17 protein-coding genes are annotated in these 21,220 nt (G+C 63.3%); 9 read left to right on the top strand and 8 right to left on the bottom strand.

Annotated features, from left to right (window positions below):
• From ttcA to ACMV18_RS00795, 4 genes are all read right to left on the bottom strand, one after another.
• Entirely contained in the window at window positions 1-1,002 is a 1,002-nt protein-coding gene (ttcA, locus tag ACMV18_RS00810; protein WP_374259368.1) for a tRNA 2-thiocytidine(32) synthetase TtcA, read from the bottom strand.
• Between the two features lie 178 nt (window positions 1,003-1,180).
• Window positions 1,181-1,552 (bottom strand): dihydroneopterin aldolase, encoded by a 372-nt coding sequence (locus tag ACMV18_RS00805; protein WP_420816309.1) that lies wholly within the window; start codon window positions 1,550-1,552, stop codon window positions 1,181-1,183.
• Complete coding sequence (locus ACMV18_RS00800) at window positions 1,543-1,950, bottom strand: dihydroneopterin aldolase (RefSeq protein ID WP_420816308.1); 408 nt, start codon at window positions 1,948-1,950, stop codon at window positions 1,543-1,545. Before ACMV18_RS00800 ends, ACMV18_RS00805 begins: the two co-directional genes overlap by 10 nt.
• Window positions 1,940-2,770, bottom strand: coding sequence for an SDR family oxidoreductase (locus tag ACMV18_RS00795; protein WP_420816307.1), 831 nt, complete (start codon window positions 2,768-2,770; stop codon window positions 1,940-1,942). The genes ACMV18_RS00800 and ACMV18_RS00795 overlap by 11 nt, the downstream gene beginning before the upstream one ends.
• Before the next feature lie 47 nt (window positions 2,771-2,817).
• Between ACMV18_RS00795 and ACMV18_RS00790 the strand changes: the two genes are divergently transcribed.
• The 4 genes from ACMV18_RS00790 (at window position 2,818) to ACMV18_RS00775 (ending at window position 7,235) form a co-directional block, all read left to right on the top strand.
• Window positions 2,818-4,008 carry a class I SAM-dependent methyltransferase gene (locus ACMV18_RS00790; protein WP_420816306.1) on the top strand — a complete coding sequence of 397 codons (1,191 nt, stop codon included), beginning with the start codon at window positions 2,818-2,820 and terminating at the stop codon, window positions 4,006-4,008.
• Window positions 4,009-4,095: 87 nt separating this feature from the next.
• Window positions 4,096-5,031: a UDP-3-O-acyl-N-acetylglucosamine deacetylase gene (gene lpxC, locus ACMV18_RS00785; protein ID WP_374257493.1), complete on the top strand. Its 936-nt coding sequence runs from the start codon at window positions 4,096-4,098 to the stop codon at window positions 5,029-5,031.
• 8 nt (window positions 5,032-5,039) lie between these two features.
• The gene (locus ACMV18_RS00780; RefSeq protein ID WP_374257492.1) at window positions 5,040-5,225 is read left to right on the top strand and encodes a hypothetical protein; all 186 of its coding nucleotides are present in this window, start codon (window positions 5,040-5,042) and stop codon (window positions 5,223-5,225) included.
• Between the two features lie 114 nt (window positions 5,226-5,339).
• Window positions 5,340-7,235 (top strand): propionate--CoA ligase, encoded by a 1,896-nt coding sequence (locus tag ACMV18_RS00775; RefSeq protein WP_420816305.1) that lies wholly within the window; start codon window positions 5,340-5,342, stop codon window positions 7,233-7,235.
• A gap of 9 nt (window positions 7,236-7,244) precedes the next feature.
• Here ACMV18_RS00775 and ACMV18_RS00770 read toward each other — a convergent pair whose 3' ends face one another.
• Window positions 7,245-8,495: a polyhydroxyalkanoate depolymerase gene (locus ACMV18_RS00770; protein WP_420816304.1), complete on the bottom strand. Its 1,251-nt coding sequence runs from the start codon at window positions 8,493-8,495 to the stop codon at window positions 7,245-7,247.
• 230 nt (window positions 8,496-8,725) lie between these two features.
• Here ACMV18_RS00770 and ACMV18_RS00765 point away from each other — a divergent pair, with 230 nt between their 5' ends.
• The 4 genes from ACMV18_RS00765 to ACMV18_RS00750 all read left to right on the top strand — a co-directional run bounded on the left by ACMV18_RS00765 (window position 8,726) and on the right by ACMV18_RS00750 (window position 11,443).
• Window positions 8,726-9,382 (top strand): glutathione S-transferase family protein, encoded by a 657-nt coding sequence (locus ACMV18_RS00765; RefSeq protein ID WP_420816334.1) that lies wholly within the window; start codon window positions 8,726-8,728, stop codon window positions 9,380-9,382.
• A gap of 81 nt (window positions 9,383-9,463) precedes the next feature.
• Window positions 9,464-10,183 carry a UPF0149 family protein gene (locus tag ACMV18_RS00760; protein ID WP_374257488.1) on the top strand — a complete coding sequence of 240 codons (720 nt, stop codon included), beginning with the start codon at window positions 9,464-9,466 and terminating at the stop codon, window positions 10,181-10,183.
• Between the two features lie 6 nt (window positions 10,184-10,189).
• Window positions 10,190-10,969: a metallophosphoesterase gene (locus ACMV18_RS00755; protein ID WP_420816303.1), complete on the top strand. Its 780-nt coding sequence runs from the start codon at window positions 10,190-10,192 to the stop codon at window positions 10,967-10,969.
• Window positions 10,970-11,020: 51 nt separating this feature from the next.
• On the top strand, window positions 11,021-11,443 hold the full coding sequence (locus tag ACMV18_RS00750; protein WP_374257485.1) for a universal stress protein: 423 nt from the start codon (window positions 11,021-11,023) through the stop codon (window positions 11,441-11,443).
• Between the two features lie 69 nt (window positions 11,444-11,512).
• Here the strand turns inward: ACMV18_RS00750 and ACMV18_RS00745 are convergent, their stop codons facing one another.
• The 3 genes from ACMV18_RS00745 to ACMV18_RS00735 form a co-directional block, all read right to left on the bottom strand.
• Window positions 11,513-11,950: a hypothetical protein gene (locus ACMV18_RS00745; RefSeq protein ID WP_374257484.1), complete on the bottom strand. Its 438-nt coding sequence runs from the start codon at window positions 11,948-11,950 to the stop codon at window positions 11,513-11,515.
• Between the two features lie 53 nt (window positions 11,951-12,003).
• Entirely contained in the window at window positions 12,004-13,926 is a 1,923-nt protein-coding gene (locus ACMV18_RS00740) for a methyl-accepting chemotaxis protein (RefSeq protein WP_420816302.1), read from the bottom strand.
• Between the two features lie 73 nt (window positions 13,927-13,999).
• On the bottom strand, window positions 14,000-15,103 hold the full coding sequence (locus ACMV18_RS00735; RefSeq protein WP_420816301.1) for a diguanylate cyclase: 1,104 nt from the start codon (window positions 15,101-15,103) through the stop codon (window positions 14,000-14,002).
• 131 nt (window positions 15,104-15,234) lie between these two features.
• On the opposite strand from ACMV18_RS00735, the gene ACMV18_RS00730 reads away from it, so the two are divergent.
• Window positions 15,235-21,204, top strand: a complete 5,970-nt coding sequence (locus tag ACMV18_RS00730; protein ID WP_420816300.1) for an excinuclease ABC subunit UvrA — start codon at window positions 15,235-15,237, stop codon at window positions 21,202-21,204.
• The last annotated feature ends 16 nt before the right edge of the window (window positions 21,205-21,220 follow it).

Raw genomic sequence — 21,220 nt, 5'->3', positions numbered from 1 at the left:
TCACACCGCCTTGCGAATGGGGATGGCGCTCAGGGGCACCGAGGTTTCGGCAGGCAAGCCATCGGAGGGATCGCCGCAGCCTTCGTCTTCGTCAAACGCGATGTCGCCGCCCTTCATGGGCACGCCCGTGGCCTTGATGGTGGTGAAGGGGTAGAGCTTGCGGTCCATCATGTGCGACGGAATGATGTTCGACAGCGCGGTGAACATGTTGTCCACGCGGCCGGGGAATTTCTCATCCCAGTCGTTGATCATCTCGCGCATCTGCTGACGCTGCAGGCCTTCCTGGCTGCCGCACAGGTTGCACGGAATGATGGGGAACTGACGATGCTCGGCGTACGTGGCCAGGTCCTTTTCACGGCAGTAGGCCATGGGGCGGATCACCACGTGTTCACCGTTGTCGGTCACCAGTTTGGGCGGCATGCCCTTGAGAGTCGACCCAAAGAACATGTTCATGAACATGGTCTGCAGGATGTCATCGCGGTGGTGGCCCAAGGCGATCTTGGTGCAACCCAGTTCGGTGGCCACGCGATACAAGATGCCACGACGCAGGCGCGAACACAGCGAGCAGGTGGTCTTGCCCTCGGGCACGACACGCTTGACCACGCTGTAGGTGTCCTGCTCTTCAATGCGAAAAGGCACGCCCACCTTGGTCAGGTATTCAGGCAGCACATGCTCAGGGAAACCGGGTTGTTTTTGGTCCAGATTGACCGCCACGATCTCAAACTTGATGGGGGCCCGCTTTTGCAGGTTCATCAGGATGTCCAGCATGCCGTAGCTGTCTTTGCCGCCCGACATGCACACCATGACCTTGTCGCCATCTTCAATCATGTTGAAGTCGGTGATGGCCTCGCCCACCTGACGGTGCAGGCGCTTGCTGAGCTTGTTCATCTCGAAGGCATGCTTTTTGGCACGCGCTTCTTCGGCCGCATCGGCCACGGCATCAGTCCCGCCGGCCTCCATGACCAGGGCGGCTTGGGCGAACAGCAGGGCGTCGTCAACCATGCGGACCTCCTGATCAGGGGACACGGCACTCAGATGGGACTCTTGGAAAGTGGGGGCGGCTTGGCTCATAACCTTCCATTTTCGCCGATCTGGTGGTTTTGGGCCAGATTTCCCCCCTCAGTCAGGGCAGTTTGCCCCGTGCATATGCCTCAGATGGCCGAGGCCACGGCGCAAAAACTCACCATTGGCCGGTTTCCATGTGGATGGCCACTTCGCAATCGTCAAAGATTTCGAGCTTGGCAATGCGCACGCGCACGCCCTGCACGCCCGGCAGATCCATCAGCCGGTTGCACAGCTTGCCGATCATGGTCTCCAGCAGATTGATGTGCTGGGCCGTGCACTCCTCAATGATGATGGCGCGCACACGGCGGTAATCCAGCACGTGCATCAGGTCGTCGTCTTTGGGCAGCAGGGGCTGACTGCCCATATTGAGTTCGGCATCCACCAGGATGGGCTGGGGGGCGGTTTTTTCGTGCTCCAACACCCCCAGGCTGGCGTCAAAACGCAGGCCGGTGAGGTTGAGGGTCTGCGTGCCTTTGGTCAGAGACATGGCTGGGGGTCTTTCATTCGGAATACTTCTACGCCCACCCCGGCACAGTCGGGGTAGACATCGGGCTTGCAGGTGGACAGTCGCACGGCCTGCACACTGGGGTGCTGAATCAGCTCGCTGACGAGGTCATCACACAGGGTCTCTTGCAGCTCCACGTGACCCGCGTTGACGCGACGGGCCACCACCTGCCTCACAAAGTCGTAGTCCACCACTTCGTGCAGCTGATCGGCCGTGGGGGTGGACAGGTGATAAGGCACAAACAACTCGATGTTGAAGATCACGCGCTGAGCGCGCGCCTTCTCGAAATCGTGCGCGCCAATGCGCACCTCAATGACGTGGTCGCGCAAAAAAATGCGGCGACACGTAAGCAACAGTTGGGTGATGAGGTCAGCTTGCATCGCCACCTTTCAAAAGGTCTTGCACCACAAACATGACGTCGCGGGGCAGCGGCACGAGGTGTTGGCCGTTGTCCACCGCCAGGGTCACCCCGGTGATGCAGGGATTTTGGGCGAGAAACAGGCAGGTCTGGGCCACTTGAGCCGGATCGGTGGGCCGGCGCATGAGGTTGACCTGGCCTGCGTGGTCAAAATTCTCTTGCGTTTGCGGGCCGCTCAGAAACATCAGGCCCGGTGCCACGCCGCACACGCGCACGGCAGGCGCCAGGGCCTGCGCTTGCAAGGCCACCGCGCGCTCCAGCGCCAGCTTGGTCACCGTGTACGAAAAATAATCGGGGTTGAGGTTGAACACCTTCTGGTCGAGCACGTGGATGACGCAGCGCCCCCCCGTAGGCTCGCCCGCTGGTGCCGCTTGCGCAACCAGGGCCGACAGCGCCAGCGGCGCCACCAGATTGACCTCCAGCTGCGCCCTCGTGGCGGCGACATCGAAGTCGTCGGCGGCATCAGGCTCGAAGCTGGACGCGTTGTTGACCAAGGCATGCAGGGCACCCGCCTGCGCCGTGATGTCGGCCACCATGCGCTGGCGATCAGCCTGGTCGTGCAGGTCGGCCTGGATCGCTTGCGCCCGCCAGCCCTGTGCACGCAGCCTCGCGCACAAGGCGAGTGCCGCCTCGGCCGAGCGGTGATAGTGGCACCAGACCTCCCAGCCAGCCTGCGCGAACACCTCGCACAGCACAGCGCCCAGTCGGTGTGCCCCGCCGGTGATGAGCACCCGCCGGGCTGCGGCATCCGGGGACAAAACCTTGTTCGACTCGTGCGTCATGTGCGAACTTTCTGCGACAAACCTTCCACGTTCCTACAATCTCGGGCATGAACCGCCCGACCACAACGGGCCACAGTGTAGTGGCCGCCCCCCTGAACCCTCACCCTCTGGCCGACCTGATTGCGCACGAAATCCGTGAGCGCGGCGGGTGGATGCGCTTTGAGCGCTTCATGGAGCTGGCCCTGTATGCTCCCGGACTGGGTTACTACAGCGGCGGTCGCCGGGTGCTGGGCCACGCACCACAAGATGGATCAGACTTCGTGACCGCACCGGAGTTGACGCCCTTGTTCGGCGAAGTGCTGGCCAAGCAACTGGCCCAGGCCCTGGCGGCCACGGGTACCGATCAGATTTGGGAGTTCGGCGCCGGCACCGGTGCGTTGGCCGAACAGATTCTGGGTGAACTGGGCGACCAGATCAGCCGCTACACCATCGTCGATCTCTCCGGCACCCTGCGGGAGCGCCAGCACGAGCGCCTGCGCAAAGCCCACCCGGAACTGGTCCACAAGGTGATCTGGGCCGACAGCCTGCCCGATGACCTGCAAGGCGTGATCGTGGGCAACGAGGTGCTGGACGCCATGCCGGTGCACCTGATGGCGTGGGATGGGGTGCAGTGGCAGGAGCGCGGCGTGGCCCTGACCCCGACAGACGGCACCGACGCCCCCACGACCTTCGCGTGGGCCGACCGGCCGGCACCGGACGGGGTGCGCCCGCCGACCGATCGCCCTGACAGCGAATTCGTGCCCGGCACCGTCACCGAAACCCACGGACAGGCCGAAGCCTTTGTGGCAACGCTGGCACAACGCATGTCACGTGGCGCCGCTTTCTTCCTGGACTACGGTTTCCCGGAATCGGAGTACTACCTGCCCCAGCGCCACGGCGGCACCCTGATGTGCCATCACCTGCACCAAAGCGACCCGGATCCGCTGGTGCTGGTCGGCGAGAAAGACATCACCACCCACGTCAACTTCACCGGCATTGCACTCGCTGGACAAGAAGGTGGCTGGGAAGTGCTGGGCTACACCTCGCAAGGCCGCTTCCTGACCAACTGCGGACTGGGCGAAGCCCTGGCCCGCACCTGCGATGCCAGCACGGCCGATCAACTGAAAACCCGTGGCGCCATCCAGATGCTGCTGGCCGAACACGAAATGGGTGAGTTGTTCAAGGTCATCGGCTTTGTCAAAGGCCCGTGGTTTGACGCCATCGGCTTTGAGCACGGCGACCGGACGCATACGCTCTGAACACGCGCTGAGCCTGCTGCTTGTGCCAATCGCCGCGATAGGCGATCTTGAATGCACGAGGGAGGCAGAACCGGGATAATTCACCCCATGCTGCAACAACGCACCCTCAAATCTTTGACCCGCGCGGTGGGCGTGGGCCTGCACAGTGGCCAGCGCGTGGAGTTGACCCTGCGTCCGGCGCCAGCGAACACGGGCATCGTGTTTCGCCGGGTGGACCTGCCCGAGCCTGTGGACATCCCCGTCAACACCACGTCGGTGTGCGACTGCCGGATGGCCACCACCATCTCCCCAGGCGGGGACCCCGGTGCAGCCAAGGTCAACACCATCGAGCACCTGATGTCGGCGTGTGCCGGCCTGGGGCTGGACAACGTGTACATCGACATCACGGCCGAAGAGGTGCCCATTCTGGATGGCTCGTCAGCCGCGTTTGTGTACCTGCTGCAAAGCGCGGGCATTGAGTTGCAGAAGGCGCCCAAGAAATTCCTGCGCGTGCTCAAGCCCATTGAAGTGCGCGACGGCGAGGGACGCAACTTGAAGTGGGCACGGCTGGAGCCTTACCACGGCTACAAACTGGCCTTCGAGATCGACTTTGACCATCCGGCCGTGGACCAGACCGGCCAACGCGTGGAGTTCGACTTCAGCTCGGGCCAGTACAAGCGCGACATCGCCCGCGCCCGCACCTTTGGGTTCACCAAAGACGTGGAATTGATGCGCTCACGGGGTCTGGGGCTGGGTGCCAGCATGGACAACGCCATCGTGGTGGACGACTACCGTGTGCTCAACAGCGACGGCCTGCGCTACGACGACGAGTTCGTGAAACACAAGATCCTGGACGCCATCGGTGACCTGTATGTGGTGGGCTACCCCTTGTTGGCCGCGTACACCGCCTACAAATCGGGCCACGCCATGAACAACCAGTTGCTGCGCGCCCTGATGGATCAGCAAGACGCCTGGGACATCGTGACGTTTGAAGACGAGGCCAAGGCTCCGCGCGGCATGGCCGAGCTGGCGCCAGCCTGGTAAGCCTCCAGATGGCCCTGCTTCGCCTGATCGGAACCGGCTTGCTGGTGGCCATGCTGGCCTGCATGGCCATGCACCAGATCACCGGGGATGCCGTCTGGCGCCAACGCGCCAAGCAGGTGTTTCGCTGGGTGGTGGTTCTGGCGCTCTGCGTCATCGGCTTGTTCGTGCTGCGTCGCGGTGCGATGTTCATCTGAACGCTCTGACGTTAACGTCACCGCGGGATTGTCCCCAAACCCATGAGGGTTGACCCGGCCTAGCATGTCGGTCCTGAGGCCTCGGCTACCCGCTGAGGCATTTCAGGAGTAAGCATGAGCTACCGCGCGCTTTACGAGCGTTCCATCCAAGAACGCGACACCTACTGGGCCGAACAAGCGGCTCGCATCGACTGGCACCGCCCATTCGACCAAGTCTGTGACTACCACCAGCCGCCCTTTGCAAAGTGGTTTGTGGGCGGGCAGACCAACCTCTGCCACAACGCGGTCGACCGGCATCTGGCGGCCCGACCCGATCAGGCCGCCCTGATCGCGGTTTCCACCGAAACCAACACCGAAGAGATCATCACCTTCGCGCAATTGCACGTTGAAGTGCAGCGCATGGCGGCCATCCTGCAGAACCTCGGCGTCAAAAAGGGCGACCGGGTGCTGATTTACATGCCCATGATCGCGCAAGCCGTGATTGCCATGCTGGCCACGGTCCGTCTGGGCGCCATCCACTCGGTGGTGTTTGGCGGCTTTGCCAGCCACGCACTGGCCAGCCGCATCGACGATGCCCGCCCCACCGTGATCGTGAGCGCCGACGCTGGTTCACGCGGGGGCAAGGTCATTCCCTACAAGCCCCTGCTGGACGAAGCCCTGCGCGTGTGCAGCCACCCCGTGGAACACGTGCTGCTGGTGGACCGCGGCCTGGCCCCGGCCGAGATGCAAAGCCCCCGCGATGTGGACTACGCGAGCGCACGCGCCGCCGTCCTCGACGCCCAGGTGCCTTGTGAATGGGTCGACGCCACCCACCCCAGCTACACGCTCTACACCTCGGGCACCACCGGCAAGCCCAAAGGGGTGCAGCGGGACACGGGCGGTTATGCCGTGGCGCTGGCATCGTCCATGGACCAGATTTACTGCGGCAAGCCCGGCGAAACCTTCTTCTGCGCCAGCGACATTGGCTGGGTCGTGGGGCACAGCTACATCGTCTATGGCCCGCTGATCACGGGTATGAGCACCATCATCTACGAAGGTCTGCCCATCCGTCCGGATGCGGCCATCTGGTGGTCACTGGTCGAAAAGTACAAGGTCAACGTGATGTTCTCGGCGCCCACTGCCGTGCGCGTCCTCAAAAAGCAGGACCCGGACTGCCTCAAGCGCCACGACCTGTCCAGCCTCAAGAGCCTCTTCCTGGCAGGCGAGCCACTGGACGAGCCCACGGCTGCCTGGATCGGCGAGGCCATTGGCAAGCCCATCGTCGACAACTACTGGCAGACCGAAACGGGCTGGCCCATCCTCAGCCTGGCGCGCGGCGTTGATCCGTCCCTGAAAACCCGCTTGGGTTCGCCCGGCATTGCCATGCCCGGCTACCAGGTCAAGCTGCTGGATGACCAGACGGGCGAAGAGCTCACTGGCGCGGACCAAAAGGGCGTGCTGACCATCGAAGGCCCTCTGCCGCCCGGCTGCCTGCAAACCGTCTGGGGTGACGACAAGCGCTTTGTGCAGACCTACTGGTCGACCTTCCACAACAAGCTGGTCTACAACACCTTTGACTGGGGCATCCGCGACAAGGATGGCTACTACTTCATCCTGGGCCGCACCGACGACGTGATCAACGTCGCCGGACACCGACTGGGCACCCGCGAAATCGAAGAGGCCATCAGCAGCCATGCCGGTGTGGCCGAAGTGGCGGTGGTGGGCGTGGCCGATCAGCTCAAGGGGCAAGTGGCCCGCGCCTTTGTCGTGGCACGGGATCCGGCCCGCGTGGCCGATGCGGCGGGCTGCGCCGCACTGGAAGCCGAAATCATGCAAACGGTGGACAGCCAGTTGGGCGCAGTGGCCCGACCGGCGCGTGTGCAGTTTGTCGGCGTGCTGCCCAAGACGCGCTCGGGCAAGCTGCTGCGGCGCGCCATCCAGGCCGTGTGCGAAGGCCGTGATACGGGCGACCTCAGCACCATCGAGGACCCAAGCGCGCTGCAACAACTGCAAGCAGCAGCCACGACCTGATCGCTTGGCTCAGGCCGCCGTCTGGTGAATCACGTCCCTGACACGGGGATAGATTTCGTTTTGCCAGCGGCGGCCGCTGAACACCCCATAGTGGCCCACACCCGTCTGGATGTGGTGGTTGCGCCGGTAAGGGCGGACGGCGGTGCACAGGTCCTGCGCGGCCACGGTCTGTCCCACTGAGCAAATGTCGTCTCGCTCACCTTCGACCGTGAACAGCGAGGTCCGCCGAATGGCCCTGGGATCCACCACCGTGTCTCCGCAGGTCAGCACGCCTCGGGGCAGGTCATAGGTCTGGAACACTTTGCCCACGGTTTCCAGATAGAACTCTGCCGGCAGATCGGCCACAGCGAAATACTCTTCGTAAAACGCCTGCGTGGTCGCGGCCTTGTCATGATCCCCCGCTGCCAAATGGGCGTACATGTCCTCGAAGGCCTTGATGTGGCGCTCGCGGTTCATGCTCATGAACGCGGTCAGCTGAACAAAGCCCGGGTACACCTTGCGCCCGGCCCCACGCTGCGGCCAAGGCACCGTGTGGATCATGTTCTCTTCGAACCAGCTCATGGGTTTGCTGGTGGCCAGTTTGTTCACCTCCGTCGGGTTGACGCGGCAATCAATGGGACCGGCCATCAGCGTCAAGCTGCGCGGCTGAGCAGGGTGAGCATCCTGCGCCATCAAGGACGTGGCCGCCAGCGCCGCCACACAAGGCTGACAAATGGCCATCAAGTGCGCGCCCGGCCCCAGCTTGTCCAGAAACTGGATGAGGTGCCGGGTGTAGTCATCCAGGCCAAACATCCCGTGCTTCAGCGGCACATCCCGCGCGTTGTGCCAGTCGGTGATGAACACGTCATGGTCTTGCAGCAAGGTCTTGACGGTGTCGCGCAGCAGCGTGGCGAAGTGGCCAGACATGGGCGCCACCAGCAACACCTTGGGCAACTCGGGGCCACCCTCCTTGCGGAAATGCAGCAAGGTGCCAAACGGGGTGCGCATCACGGGCTCTTCGTGGATGACATAGGTGCGCCCCTGACACAGGGCCTCCGGGATGCCAAACGAGGGGCGGGCATGGGTCAGGGACATGCGCGCAAACACGTCGTGGGCGGCAGCCACGCTGCGAGCCAGCGCCCCGCCGGCCACCAGTTCTCTGACGGACGACTGCGCAGGCCCCTCGGGCACCACCTGATGCAGCCAGTCCGCCATGCCCCGCGCCAGTTGACGCCAAGGGTCCATGGCCATGTGTTGAGCCTGATAGGTCGCGTAAAGCATGAGCGTTCCTGAGGTAGCGGCCCGTCTCATGCTGCAAGTTGCGCGCCAAGTCAGCATGGCCCACAAACAACGTGCACCGTGGCATGCAGCTTGCTCAGTGACACACAGGCCTGACACCCACACCCTGACTCGGAGACACCATGGCCACCCTCGCCAAAGCCCCGGCGCGCAAGTCGACCCGTGCCCGTCCCACATCCAAGGTTCCGGCGGATGCGCCCACCAGCCACACCGTGGTGCCGACCACCCTCACGATCACCAGCAAGAACTACTCATCGTGGTCCTTGCGGGGTTGGCTGTTGGTGCGCTTTGCAGGCCTGCCGTTTGCCGAGCATGTGCTGCCCCCTGACGACCCCTCCACCCGCGCAGAAATCTTGCTGCTGTCGTCGTCCATCCTCGTGCCCTGCCTGAGCCATGAAGGGGTCCGTGTGTGGGACACGCTGGCCATTGCGGAATACCTCAACGAGGTGTGCCCCGAAGCGCACCTGCTGCCCGCAGACCGCGCGGCCCGCGCCCACTGCCGCGCTATCAGTGGCGAAATGCACTCAGGCTTCTCGGCGCTCCGGTCATCGCTGCCGATGAACCTGCGCGGCAATTTCCCCGACTTCAAAGTCTGGTCGCGTGCGCAAGCCGACATCGACCGCATCTGTGCCATTTGGCGCGAATGCCTGGACACATACGGCGGCCCGTTCCTGTTTGGTGCGCAACGCACCATCGCAGACGCCATGTATGCACCGGTGTGCACCCGCTTCACCACCTACCACGTCAAGCTGGATACCGTCTGCCAAAGCTATGTGGATCGCATCCTGGCCATGCCTGACATGAAAGACTGGATCAAAGCCGCCAAATCAGAACCCATTGACATTGATGAACTCGACGTCGAATTCTGAAGCCGCACAGTCCTTCTTTGACTGGTCAGGGGAAGACATTGCCGGCACAATGCAGGTTTCGATGCCCCTGTTTGCCTGATCATGAAAAAACCGCTGCCGCTGACCGACGCCGAGATCAACGAAATCGACGAATTGCTGGGCACTGTCCCGGCCCCGTTTGAAACCGTTGATGCGGTCATCCTGGACGGCTACCTGGCTGGCGTCATCGTGCAACCCGTGCTGTTGCAACCCGAAGACTGGCTGCCCCCGATTTTCGGGACCGAAGGCATGCCCGAGCCCGGCATCCCCGGCTGGTCGGTGGAACAGCACGAGCGGCTGGTTCACCTGATCACCCGCCGCAAGGATGAAATCCTGCGCGGCATTCTGGAAGACGGCTGGTTCGACCCGCTGGTCCCCATGATCGAAGACGACGACGGCAATCCCGTCGAAGGCAAGGATGCACTGGAAGGTCTGGGCTACTGGGCGGCTGGTTTCGAATGGGCGCTGGCCAACTTCCCCCAACTGGAAGAAGCCGCACTGGCGGGCGTGCCCGACCTGCTGGACTCCATCTGGCGTCACCTGCCCGAGCAGGATGAAACCCAGCAAGCCATGACCAAGGCCCTGAACGAAGAGCACCCGCTCAACAACCTCGATGAAGCCATCGAGGCCTTGGTGTTCGACGTGGTGGACCTGGCGCAGATCGGTCTGGCCGAAAGCCACAAGGTCGAAACCGTGATCCGCGAGCATCCCAAGCTCGGCCGCAACGACCCCTGCCATTGCGGCAGCGGCAAGAAGTACAAGAACTGTCACGGCGCCAACTGATCGCCCTTGAACATCCAGATCTTGTCCGATCTCCATCTGGAGACGGAAGACTTCGAGCCCCAAGCGGCCCCTGACGCCGACTTGCTGGTCATCGCTGGCGATGTGGACAGCACCTGGGAAGGGCTGTCCCTGTTCGCCAACTGGCCCGTGCCGGTGCTCTACGTGCCCGGCAACCACGAGTTTGATCGCCGGGATGTGGACGAGGCCCTGATTGGGCTGCGCGACCACGCTCGCCAACTGGGCCTGACCCTGCTGTCGCAGGACCACATCGTCCTGCCCGCCCCCGATGGCCGGCGCATCCGCTTTCTGGGCACCACGCGCTGGTGCGACTTCAACCTGTTTGGTGAAGCCCACCGGGCCAAGCCCATGCGGGCCGCCTCGTACTTCGTCAACGTGATGCGGGCCACCCGCCACGGACTGCCCTTCGATCCGGACGCCGTGCGCGCCGAAGCCCTGCAATGCCGGCAGTGGTTGCAAGACACCTTGTCGCAGCCCCCCGCCCCTGATGCACCGTGGGATGCCACCGTGGTCATCACCCACTTTGGCCCCAGCCTGCGCAGTGCCGACCCCCGTTATGGTCGCCAGCCCGGCACCGCCAGCTTCTGCAACGCCGATGACGACCTGATGCCGGGTGTGGACCTGTGGATCCATGGGCACTTGCACTGCCGACATGATTACGTGGTGACGCACGACCGGGGGCACACCCGCGTGGTCAGTAACGCACGTGGCCACGGCTACAAACACGAATCAGACGGCTATGACGGTCTGCGCTGCGTTCGGGTCTAGACTGTAGGATTGAAGCCCGATGGATGCATCGGCACCCTTGAGAGGACACCCATGAAGATCTTGCTCCCTGTGGATGGCAGCCCCTACACCAAGCGCATGCTGGCCTGGTTGGCCACGCACGAAGAATGGCTGAGCGGTCAGCACGAGTTCACGGTGCTGACCGTGGTGCCCCTGATCCCGCCGCACGCGGCCTCGATGTTCCCGCCCGAGCAACTCAAGAGCTATTACGAAGACACGGCGGAAGGCATCTTCAAGCCCATCCGCAAGTTCACCGCCAAGCATGACCTGCGAACCGCTTATGTGGGCAAGACTGGCCATGCCCCCGACGTGATCGCCAAGTTTGCCGACAAAGGCAAGTTCGACCTGATCATCATGGGCTCGCACGGGCACAGCAACCTGATGAACCTGGTGACAGGCTCGGTGGCCACCAAGGTGCTGGCCAGCTGCAAGGTACCCGTGTTGCTGGTGCGCTGACCGCTTGTCACACGCACACCCAAAAGGCCCGCCACTGCGGGCCTTTGTCTTGGTCGGGCAACCGCGGCATCAAGGCGCCGAAGCAGCCGAGGCAGGCATCGGCGCGGAGGCGGCAGGCGTTTGCACCACCACGCCGGGCGTCAGACTGATCTCGTCCACCGGCACCACCTTGGTGATGAAGTAACGCGTGTCGCCAAAGCAACTGGTAGGCAGCCCCACCTTTTCTTCGTAATGCAGCGACACCCGCTTGCCCATGAGCCGGTTGATGTCGGCTGCCACGGCATCGTCGTGCACAGTAAAGAGAAACTTCTCAGCCACCGCCCCTGGCTGCGACACCAAGGCCTGCTCCCCTTCCCAGGTCTTGCAGACCCAGCCCTTGTGCGAGAGTTTTTGCACCCAGCCGGCGCGCTCGCCTGTGGAGTAGCTCCAATGCAGGAAAAAGCTGAACCAGCCAAGCACCAAGGCCACCACGATCAGCAAAGGCAGGATGAGACGCTTGAGCAACATAAAACGCTTCAACAGTGATCAATGTCGATCATGTTGACACGAAATCCGGTCCATCAGTCCACCTTGAAGACACCCACGGCCTCTTGCAAACGCTGCGCCTGCTCTCGCAGACTGGTGGCGGCCGCAGACGACTCCTCCACCAAGGCAGCGTTCTGCTGCGTGACTTCATCCAGCTGAGTCACCGCAGCATTCACCTGCGAAATGCCCTGACTTTGCTGATCTGAGCTGGTGGCGATCTCGGACATCATCTGGCTCACGCGCTGCACTTGCGCCACCAGACGATCAATCGACTGCCCCGTGCTTTGAGCCAAGGCATACCCGGCTTCCACGTTCTCCACGCTGTGACTGATGAGCGACTTGATCTCGCGCGCCGCGTTGGCCGACCGCTGCGCCAGAGCCCGCACTTCGGAAGCCACCACGGCAAAGCCACGTCCCTGCTCACCGGCTCGCGCTGCTTCCACCGCCGCGTTCAAAGCCAGGATGTTGGTCTGGAAGGCAATCCCGTCAATCACCGCGTTGATTTCGGCGATCTTGTTGCTGGACTGCTTGATGGCCTCCATCTTGTGTACCACCTGACTGAAGGTCTCACCACTCTCAGACGCCACCGACGCCGCCTGATTCGCCAGGCTGTTGGCGGTTGCGGCCGTGTGCGCGTTCTGGTTCACGGTCGCAGACATCTCCTCCATGGAGGACGCCGTTTGCTGCAGTGACGACGCCTGATTCTCAGTCCGACTGCTCAAGTCCAGATTACCCTGCGCGATCTGCGTGGCCGCCGTCGCCACCGATTCGCTGGTCGACTTGATGCCTGCCAAGGTTTGCCGCATGTGCTGGATGGACTCGGCCATGGCATGCACCATGACCCCGATCTCATCACGCTGATCGACCGCCAACTCATGAGACAAGTCGCCTTGCGCCATGGCCTCAGCCATTTCCAGCGCACGACCAATCGGGCCGGTGATAGACCGAGCGATCACCACCACCAAAGCGATCCCCGCCAACAGCGCCACCAACATGGCCGCCAGCACGCCCACCAAGGCATTGCGCTCGGCAGCAGACCGTGCTTCGAACAGGTGATCCAGTCGCGACAATAGCACATCACTGAACGTATACAGCTGATCAATGTGCGTCGTCATTTCTTTGAAATAGGCGTCCGCCGTCAGCGTGTCGAACTGCCCTGCCGAAATCCGGTTGACCAGCTTTTCCGCAGCAGTCATGGCCGCGTGGGCATCATCCCAACTGGCTTTGAACGATGCGCCAGCGTCCACAGAACGCGCCGAGGCATTTTGCAGATTACGCCGCGCATCGATGGCATGCACACGAACCGCCCCAAAGGCGTTTTGCAAAGCATTGACTTCGAGCGCATCCGTGCTGCGCTTGTGCACCAAAGCCGTGCCGCGCGCGCGGGCCTGTCCCATCTTGTCGGTCACGCGCGGCAGATCACGCATCACCGTCAGGATCAGGTAATAGCTTTCAGCATCGGCATCGAGCGACAAGCCACTGACTTCGGCTTCGTCATCCAGCAAGAACAACATTCGGTTGATCAGATTGTTGTGTCGCGTCACGCTGTCGGATGCCGACACCGAGGCAGACGACACATCCTTGGCCAGGGTGCGCCACTCCTGCTGAATGCTGTCCAGTTCGCTCATCACACGGGTGTGTGATTGCGCCTGCAACAGGCTACGCGTGTCGGTCAGGGCCTGCTCGATCAGGGTCTGCCGCTGTTCACGCCCCCCTCGCATGGTTTCATTGCCATTGAGCACGGCCGTACTCATGCCACGGTGCTCCTGGGTGTAACGCACCATTTTGAGCATGGCATGGACCGACGGCATGGCATCGCGTTCCTGGCGGATGACCTGCATGCTCGATACCAAGTCCTTGACCAGCACGATGCTGGGCGCCGCAGCCAGAACCAGGCCCACAAGGCACAAGAGAAGCAGCTTGTGCCGCAATGGGAGGTTGGCGATCCAGGATGTCATGGCGAGTACCGATTCAGAAATTGATGTCTTCATCGGCATCAGCCCATCGTTCTTGAACGATTTACATTTGCCGTTAACCCAAATCAACAACCGTCCGGTGGCGCCCCGCCACCTTGGCCGCATAGAGCGCTCGATCGGCGCGCGTCAGGGCCACATCACTGCTCTCCCCTGGACGATGTTCCGTGATGCCTGCAGAAAACTTGATTTGCAGGGGGGGCTCGAGTGTTTCGATTCTCAATTCATTTAACGAACTGCGCAACCGATCCACCAATAAGCGGGCCCCTTCAGCCAGGGTGTCCGGCATGACGATGATGAACTCTTCGCCGCCCCAGCGGGCGAGGATGTCCGACTCACGGGTCACGCGACGCGCTTCGCTGGCAAAAATCTGCAGCACCTGATCACCCGTGGCATGGCCGTGCGTGTCATTGACCGCCTTGAAATGATCCAGATCGATCAGCGCCAGCGAAAAAGCCCTGCCTGACCGGCCTTGCAGGCTGATGTGATGATCCATCAGCTCTTGCGTGTAGCGGCGGTTGTATAAGCCCGTCAGGCTGTCCCGGTTGGCCAGATCCTGAATGCGGGTCAATGCCTCTTCCAGCGCGTTCTTGCGGCTACGCAGACGGGCACGCAATTCCGAGAATTCGGCCCCCAACAAGGCCACGACCACTTGCAACGTGCACAAGATCAGAAAATGAACCGCTTCCACCGTGGGGGGAAAGCGGTCGGGTGCTTCCAGGCTTTGCCACAGCATGACCCCGCCCATCGTGACCAGGGCATACAGGCTCATCATCCATTGGCGGCAACGGTTCAGGTTGAAGATGCCAAATGAAATCACGGCCACATCCAGCGCCAGCATCGCACCGCGAAACTCGTGAAACTGGCAGTACGCGATGGCCGCCATGGTTTCACCCACGAGCATTTGCACGATGGTGAGGCCGGGGTCTTCCAGCCAACGCGTCATCCCTGACCGAACCAGCCAGTAAGACAGCACCGCCGTCAGAACGGAAAAAAACTCAAAGGTACGTGCTTCCTGCGGGCCGGCAATGCCGCTGAAGAGCGCCGTCTCGGCAATGACGCACCCGATCAGGTAACTCACCGAAGCCATCATCGTGCGCAGCACATAGGCTTGTTGGCGAGCATCTCGCCCGAGAATCAGATTCGTCAGCCAGCGACGCAAAAAACACCCCCTCAACGTTTTTGTTCTCATGTCTGTATACAGCGAAAAAACGCCATGCGCTTAACAAGCCTGCAACTTCCTGTGACTTTATGGCGTCTCTAGAATGTCCGCGCACGTCTTCAAGGTGATCCATGTCTGATATCCGCATTCGCGGTGCTCGCCAGCACAACCTCAAGAACCTCGACCTCGACATCCGCACGGGTGAGTTGACGGTCGTGACCGGCCCCAGTGGCTCGGGGAAATCGTCGCTGGTGTTTGACACCCTGTACGCCGAAGGACAGCGCCGCTACGTCGAAACCTTCAGCGCCTACGCACGCCAGTTCCTGGACCGCATGGATCGCCCGGCCGTGGACCGCGTGGAAGGGGTGCCGCCGGCGATTGCGATCGACCAGACCAATCCGGTGCGCACCTCACGATCGACCGTGGGGACGATGACCGAACTGAACGACCACCTCAAGCTGCTGTTTGCCCGCGCCGCCCAGTTGTTCGATCAGGACACCGGCTTGCTCGTGCGCGAAGACAGTCCGCAATCGGTCTTTGACGAGCTGCTGCAGCGCTGTGCGGCCACACCGGGCGGCCGCCGCGTGGTGATCACCTTTGGTGCAGTGCTGCCAGCCAACACCACCCCAGAGCAAATGGAAGAGTGGCTGTCGGCCAGTGGCTTCTCGCGCATTCAAGCGCAACGTGTGGTGAAGGCGAAGGATTTGCCCTCGGCCGCTTTGACCAGCGCACAAGTAGCTGCCTCGCTCGATGCCGACGATGCCCCGAAGAAGAAACCCGCCGCCAAAAAGACCAGCAAGAAGAAGGACGCGGCAGCCGAGTTGGGTGACGACGAGCGCCTGGTCCTGGACGTGGTGGCCGACCGATTCCGCCTGGGGGCCGACCCGAGCGGTGCGGACCTGGATCGCCCCCGTGTGATGGAAGCCCTGGAGGTGGCCTTCAAACGCGGTGGGGGTCACATCACCGTCTACGCCCTGCCCGAATCCGGTGACGACAGCGAGCCCATGCTGTGGCGTTTCTCGGCCGGCTTGCATTGCCCCGACAGCCACCGCCGCTACAGCACGCCCACGCCGGGCATGTTCTCGTTCAACTCGGCCGCAGGCGCCTGCCCGCACTGCCGGGGCTTTGGTCGGGTCATTGGCGTGGATTGGGGCCTCGTCATCCCGGATGCCAAAAAGACCCTGAGGGGCGGGGCCATCAAGCCCATCCAGACCCCCGCTTGGGCAGAGTGTCAGGCCGAGCTGATCAAGTACGCGGGTGAAGCGGGCATCCCGCGTGACCTGCCCTGGTCGCAGCTCACACCGGAGCACAAGCACTGGGTCATCGAAGGAGACCCCGACTGGAAGGGCCAATGGCAAAAGCAGTGGTACGGCATTCGCCGCTTCTTCGAGTACCTCGAAAGCAAGGCCTACAAGATGCACATCCGTGTGCTCTTGTCCAAGTACCGCAGCTACACACCTTGCCCGCACTGTGAGGGTGCCCGCCTGCAAACCGAGTCCCTGCTGTGGCGCCTGGGTTCGAACGACGATGCCAACGCCGTGCTGGCGGCCGCCAAGCGCTTTCAGCCCAAAGGGGTGGGCATGAGCCGCACCGTGCTGGAGGGCCTGCCAGGCCTGACTCTGCACGACATCATGCTGCTGCCCATCTCGCAGTTGCAGCGCTTTTTCAGTTTCGTCACCCTGCCCCGCAGCAACGACCAGGAAGCCCTGCAGTTGCTGCTCGACGAAATCCGCACCCGCCTGAAATACCTGGTGGACGTGGGGCTCGGCTACCTCACGCTGGACCGCCAAAGCCGCACCCTGTCGGGCGGCGAAGTGCAGCGCATCAACCTGACCACCGCGCTGGGCACCTCGCTGGTGAACACGCTGTTCGTGCTGGACGAGCCCTCGATTGGCTTGCACCCCCGTGACATGGACCGCATCAACGTGGCCATGCAACGCTTGGTCGATGCCGGCAACACACTGGTGGTGGTGGAACACGACCCCGCCGTGATGCTGGCCGCCGACCGCGTGATCGACATGGGACCCGGCCCCGGCCACCAAGGCGGCCGCATCGTGTTCGACGGCACACCGGACGAACTCAAGCAAGCCGAGACCCTGACCGGCGCCTATCTGGGCGCACGTCGCACCATCGGTCTGGGCTTGCGTCGTGCGGTGGCCGAGAACACCCCGCGACTGGTCCTGCAAGGTGCCCGGCAGCACAACCTCCAAAACCTGAACATCGAATTCCCGCTGCAACGCCTGGTGGGCGTGACCGGCGTGAGTGGTTCAGGCAAGTCCACGCTGATCCAGGACATCCTGCACCCAGCCTTGCTGCGCCACTTCGGCCAGGCTACCGACGCGCCCGGCGAGCACGACGAACTGCTGGGTGCCGACTGGCTCAGCAATGTGCAGTTTGTGGACCAGTCTCCCATTGGCAAAACCGCGCGCTCCAACCCCGCCAGCTATGTCGGCGCGTTCGATGCCGTGCGCACCCTGTTTGCCGTGACGCCGCTGGCGCGCGAGCGCAAATACACCGCAGGGACCTTCAGCTTCAACGCGGGCACGGGCCGTTGCGCCACCTGCGGGGGTTCAGGGTTTGAGCACGTCGAGATGCAGTTCCTCTCGGACGTGTACCTGCGCTGCCCGGATTGCGATGGCACCCGCTTCCGAGCCGAGGTGCGCGAAGTCACCATCGAGCGGCTGAACAAGAAGCTCAGCATCTCCGACGTGCTGGAGCTGACCGTGGCCGAAGCCGTGCGCCTGTTCGCGCAAGATGTGGACGTGGTGCGCGCCCTGCAACCCCTGGCCGATGTGGGCCTGGACTACGTCAAGCTGGGCCAGCCCGTGCCGACCTTGTCCGGCGGGGAAGCCCAACGCCTGAAGCTTGCCGGGCACTTGGTGGAAGCCGCCGCACAAGCCAGCAAGAGCGGCCAGCGCACCGCGCGCAAGGGCACACTCTTCCTGTTTGACGAACCCACCACCGGCCTGCACTTCGATGACATCGCCAAGCTGATGCGGGCCTTTGCCAAGCTGCTGGATGCGGGCAACTCCATCATCCTGATCGAGCACAACCTGGACGTGATCCGCGCCTGTGACTGGCTGATCGAACTCGGCCCCGAGGGTGGCGATGCCGGCGGTCAACTGGTGGCCTTCGGCCCGCCTGAGCAACTGCGCCTGGGCCAGACCCACACGGCCATCGCCTTGCGTGAATACGAACAGGCTCTGGGCTTGGACGTGCCCACCGTCACCGATGCAGCCCGCCCCGGCACCGCCGAGGAGCGCCTGCCCAGCTACCACGTGGGCCGCGACACGGACGCCGATGGCCCCTCGTTGCAAGCCCTCATCAAGGCCCGCCGTGACAAGCGGCGCCAGGCTGCAGCGCAAGCGCCCGGTCACGATGCCATCGAGGTCGTCAACGCTCACGAGAACAACCTCAAGGGCCTGAGCGTGCACATCCCGCGCGGCAAGTTCAACGTCATCACCGGTGTGTCAGGCTCGGGCAAGTCCACACTGGCGTTCGACATCTTGTTCAACGAGGGCCAGCGCCGCTATCTGGAATCGCTCAATGCCTACGCACGCTCGCTGGTGCAACCCGCCGGTCGCCCCGAGGTGGACGCGGTCTACGGCATTCCGCCCACCGTGGCCATTGAGCAGCGGCTGTCCCGAGGCGGTCGCAAGTCCACCGTGGGCACAACGACCGAGGTGCACCACTTCCTGCGCCTGCTCTTCGTGAAGCTGGGCGTGCAGCACTGCACCTGCTGCGTGGACGAGGATGGCCACCCCATCCCCGTCTTGCCGCAAACGCCCGAGGCCATCGCCGCCCAATGGGTACGCGACTACCGCGGTCAGCACATTGGGCTGATGGCGCCGCTGGTCGTCAACCGCAAGGGCCTGTACACAGAGCTGGCCAAGTGGGCGGCCAGCAAGGGCTTTGATTACCTGCGTGTGGACGGCGAGTTCCTGCCCACCGCCGGTTGGGGCACGGCCAAGGGCCCCAAGATCGACCGCTATCGCGAACACACCATCGAGCTGCCCGTGGGCGACGTGGTCGTCACGCCCGAAAACGAAGCCCGCCTGCGCGAGCTGCTGGCCGCCGCACTGGAGCATGGCAAGGGTGTGGTCCACCTCATCACCGGGCTGGAAGGCCTGGCTGATGCCCTGGCCACCGGCAAGTCCACACTGCGCATGGGCCGCGTGAAGGTGTTTTCGACCGAGCGCGCCTGCCCCAGCTGCGGCACCAGCTTCCCCGAGCTCGACCCGCGCCTGTTCAGCTACAACAGCAAACACGGCTGGTGCCCGGACTGCGTGGGCACGGGCTTGGCACTGACCCGCGAGCAGCGCAAGGTGCTCGACGACTCGCAAGCCGATGACAACAAGGGCCGCGAGCAGACCTTTGCCGAACCCGATGTGGACGACGTGAGCGAAGCCGAATGCGGCACCTGCCACGGCGCCCGCCTCAACCCCGTGGCCCGTGCGGTGCAACTGCGAGGGCAGTCCATCGCACAGCTGTCGGCCTTGTCCGTCAAGGACGCACGCAAGTGGACCGACAAGCTCAAGCTGGATGGCCGCGAAGCCACCATCGCCCGTGACATTGTCAGCGAGATCAAGTCTCGCCTCGCCTTCATGGAGCAGGTGGGGCTGGGCTACCTCAGCCTCGACCGTGCCGCGCCCACCCTGTCGGGCGGCGAAGCCCAGCGCATCCGTTTGGCTGCACAGTTGGGCAGCAACCTGCAAGGCGTCTGCTATGTGCTCGATGAGCCCACCATCGGTCTGCACCCCCGCGACAACCAATTGCTGCTGGACGCCCTGCACACGCTGGGGTCCGAGGGCAACACCCTGGTCGTGGTCGAGCACGATGAAGACACCATCCGCCGCGCGGAACACGTCATCGACATTGGCCCCGGTGCCGGCGTGCGGGGTGGCACCGTCGTCGCCCAAGGCTCGGTGGCCGACATCATGGCCTCGGCCGACTCGGTGACCGGCCGCTGCCTGCGCGCCCCCATGCAGCACCCGCTGCGCGTGGATGCCGACGGGCAGGCCGTGGGTCGCCGCGCGGTGGACCCAAGCGCCCCCCATCTGGCCCTGAAGGGCGCCAAGCTCCACAACCTGCAAGGCGTGGACGTTCAGGTCCCGCTACATCGACTGGTTGCCGTCACGGGCGTGTCCGGCTCGGGCAAATCCACCTTGGCCCGCGACGTGTTGCTCGCCAACGTGCAAGCCGCCGTCAGCATCCCGTTCAAGGAACGCGCCACCACCACGCCCACCTGGACCGGCTGTGAGGGCCTGGAAGGTTGGGGGCAAGTGGACCGCGTGCTCGAAGTCGACCAAACCCCCATCGGCAAAACACCCCGCTCGTGCCCCGCCACCTACATCGGCTTCTGGGACACCATCCGCAAGCTGTTTGCCGACACGCTGGAAGCGCGCGCGCGCGGCTGGGGCGCCGGCCGCTTCAGCTTCAACACCGGCGAAGGTCGCTGCCACGCTTGCGAAGGCCAGGGCATCCGCACCATCGAAATGGCCTTCCTGCCAGATGTGAAAGTGCATTGCGACACCTGCCACGGCATGCGTTTCAATCCTGAAACCCTGTCGGCCACCTGGCGCGGCAAGCACATCGGTGACGTGCTCAAGATGGAAGTGGACGAGGCCGTCGAATTCTTCGCCTCGATGCCCTCCATCGCGCACCCGCTCAAGCTGCTGCAAGACGTCGGCTTGGGCTACCTCACACTCGGCCAGCCCTCTCCCACCCTGTCGGGCGGCGAGGCGCAACGCATCAAGCTGGTGACCGAGCTCAGCAAGGTCCGCGACGACATCACCCGCCGTGGTCAGAAGGCCCCTCACACCTTGTACGTGCTGGACGAACCAACCGTGGGCCTGCACCTGGCCGACGTCGAAAAGCTCATCCGTGTGCTGCACCGACTGGTCGACGGCGGCCACAGCGTGGTGGTCATCGAACACGATCTGGACGTGATCGCCGAGGCCGACTGGGTCATCGACATGGGACCGGAAGGGGGGACCGGCGGGGGTAAGGTCGCCGCAGAGGGCCCACCAGATGACATCATTCGGCGCAAAACCCACACCGGCATCGCCCTCAAAAGCGTATTGCGCCGCAACATCAGCTGATTCCCCAATACGGCCG

Origin of the sequence: Aquabacterium sp. (genome assembly GCF_048860245.1) — a bacterium.
In the GTDB taxonomy this organism is placed as follows: Bacteria; Pseudomonadota; Gammaproteobacteria; order Burkholderiales; family Burkholderiaceae_C; genus Aquabacterium.
This window is presented reverse-complemented; position numbering and strand designations above follow the sequence as displayed.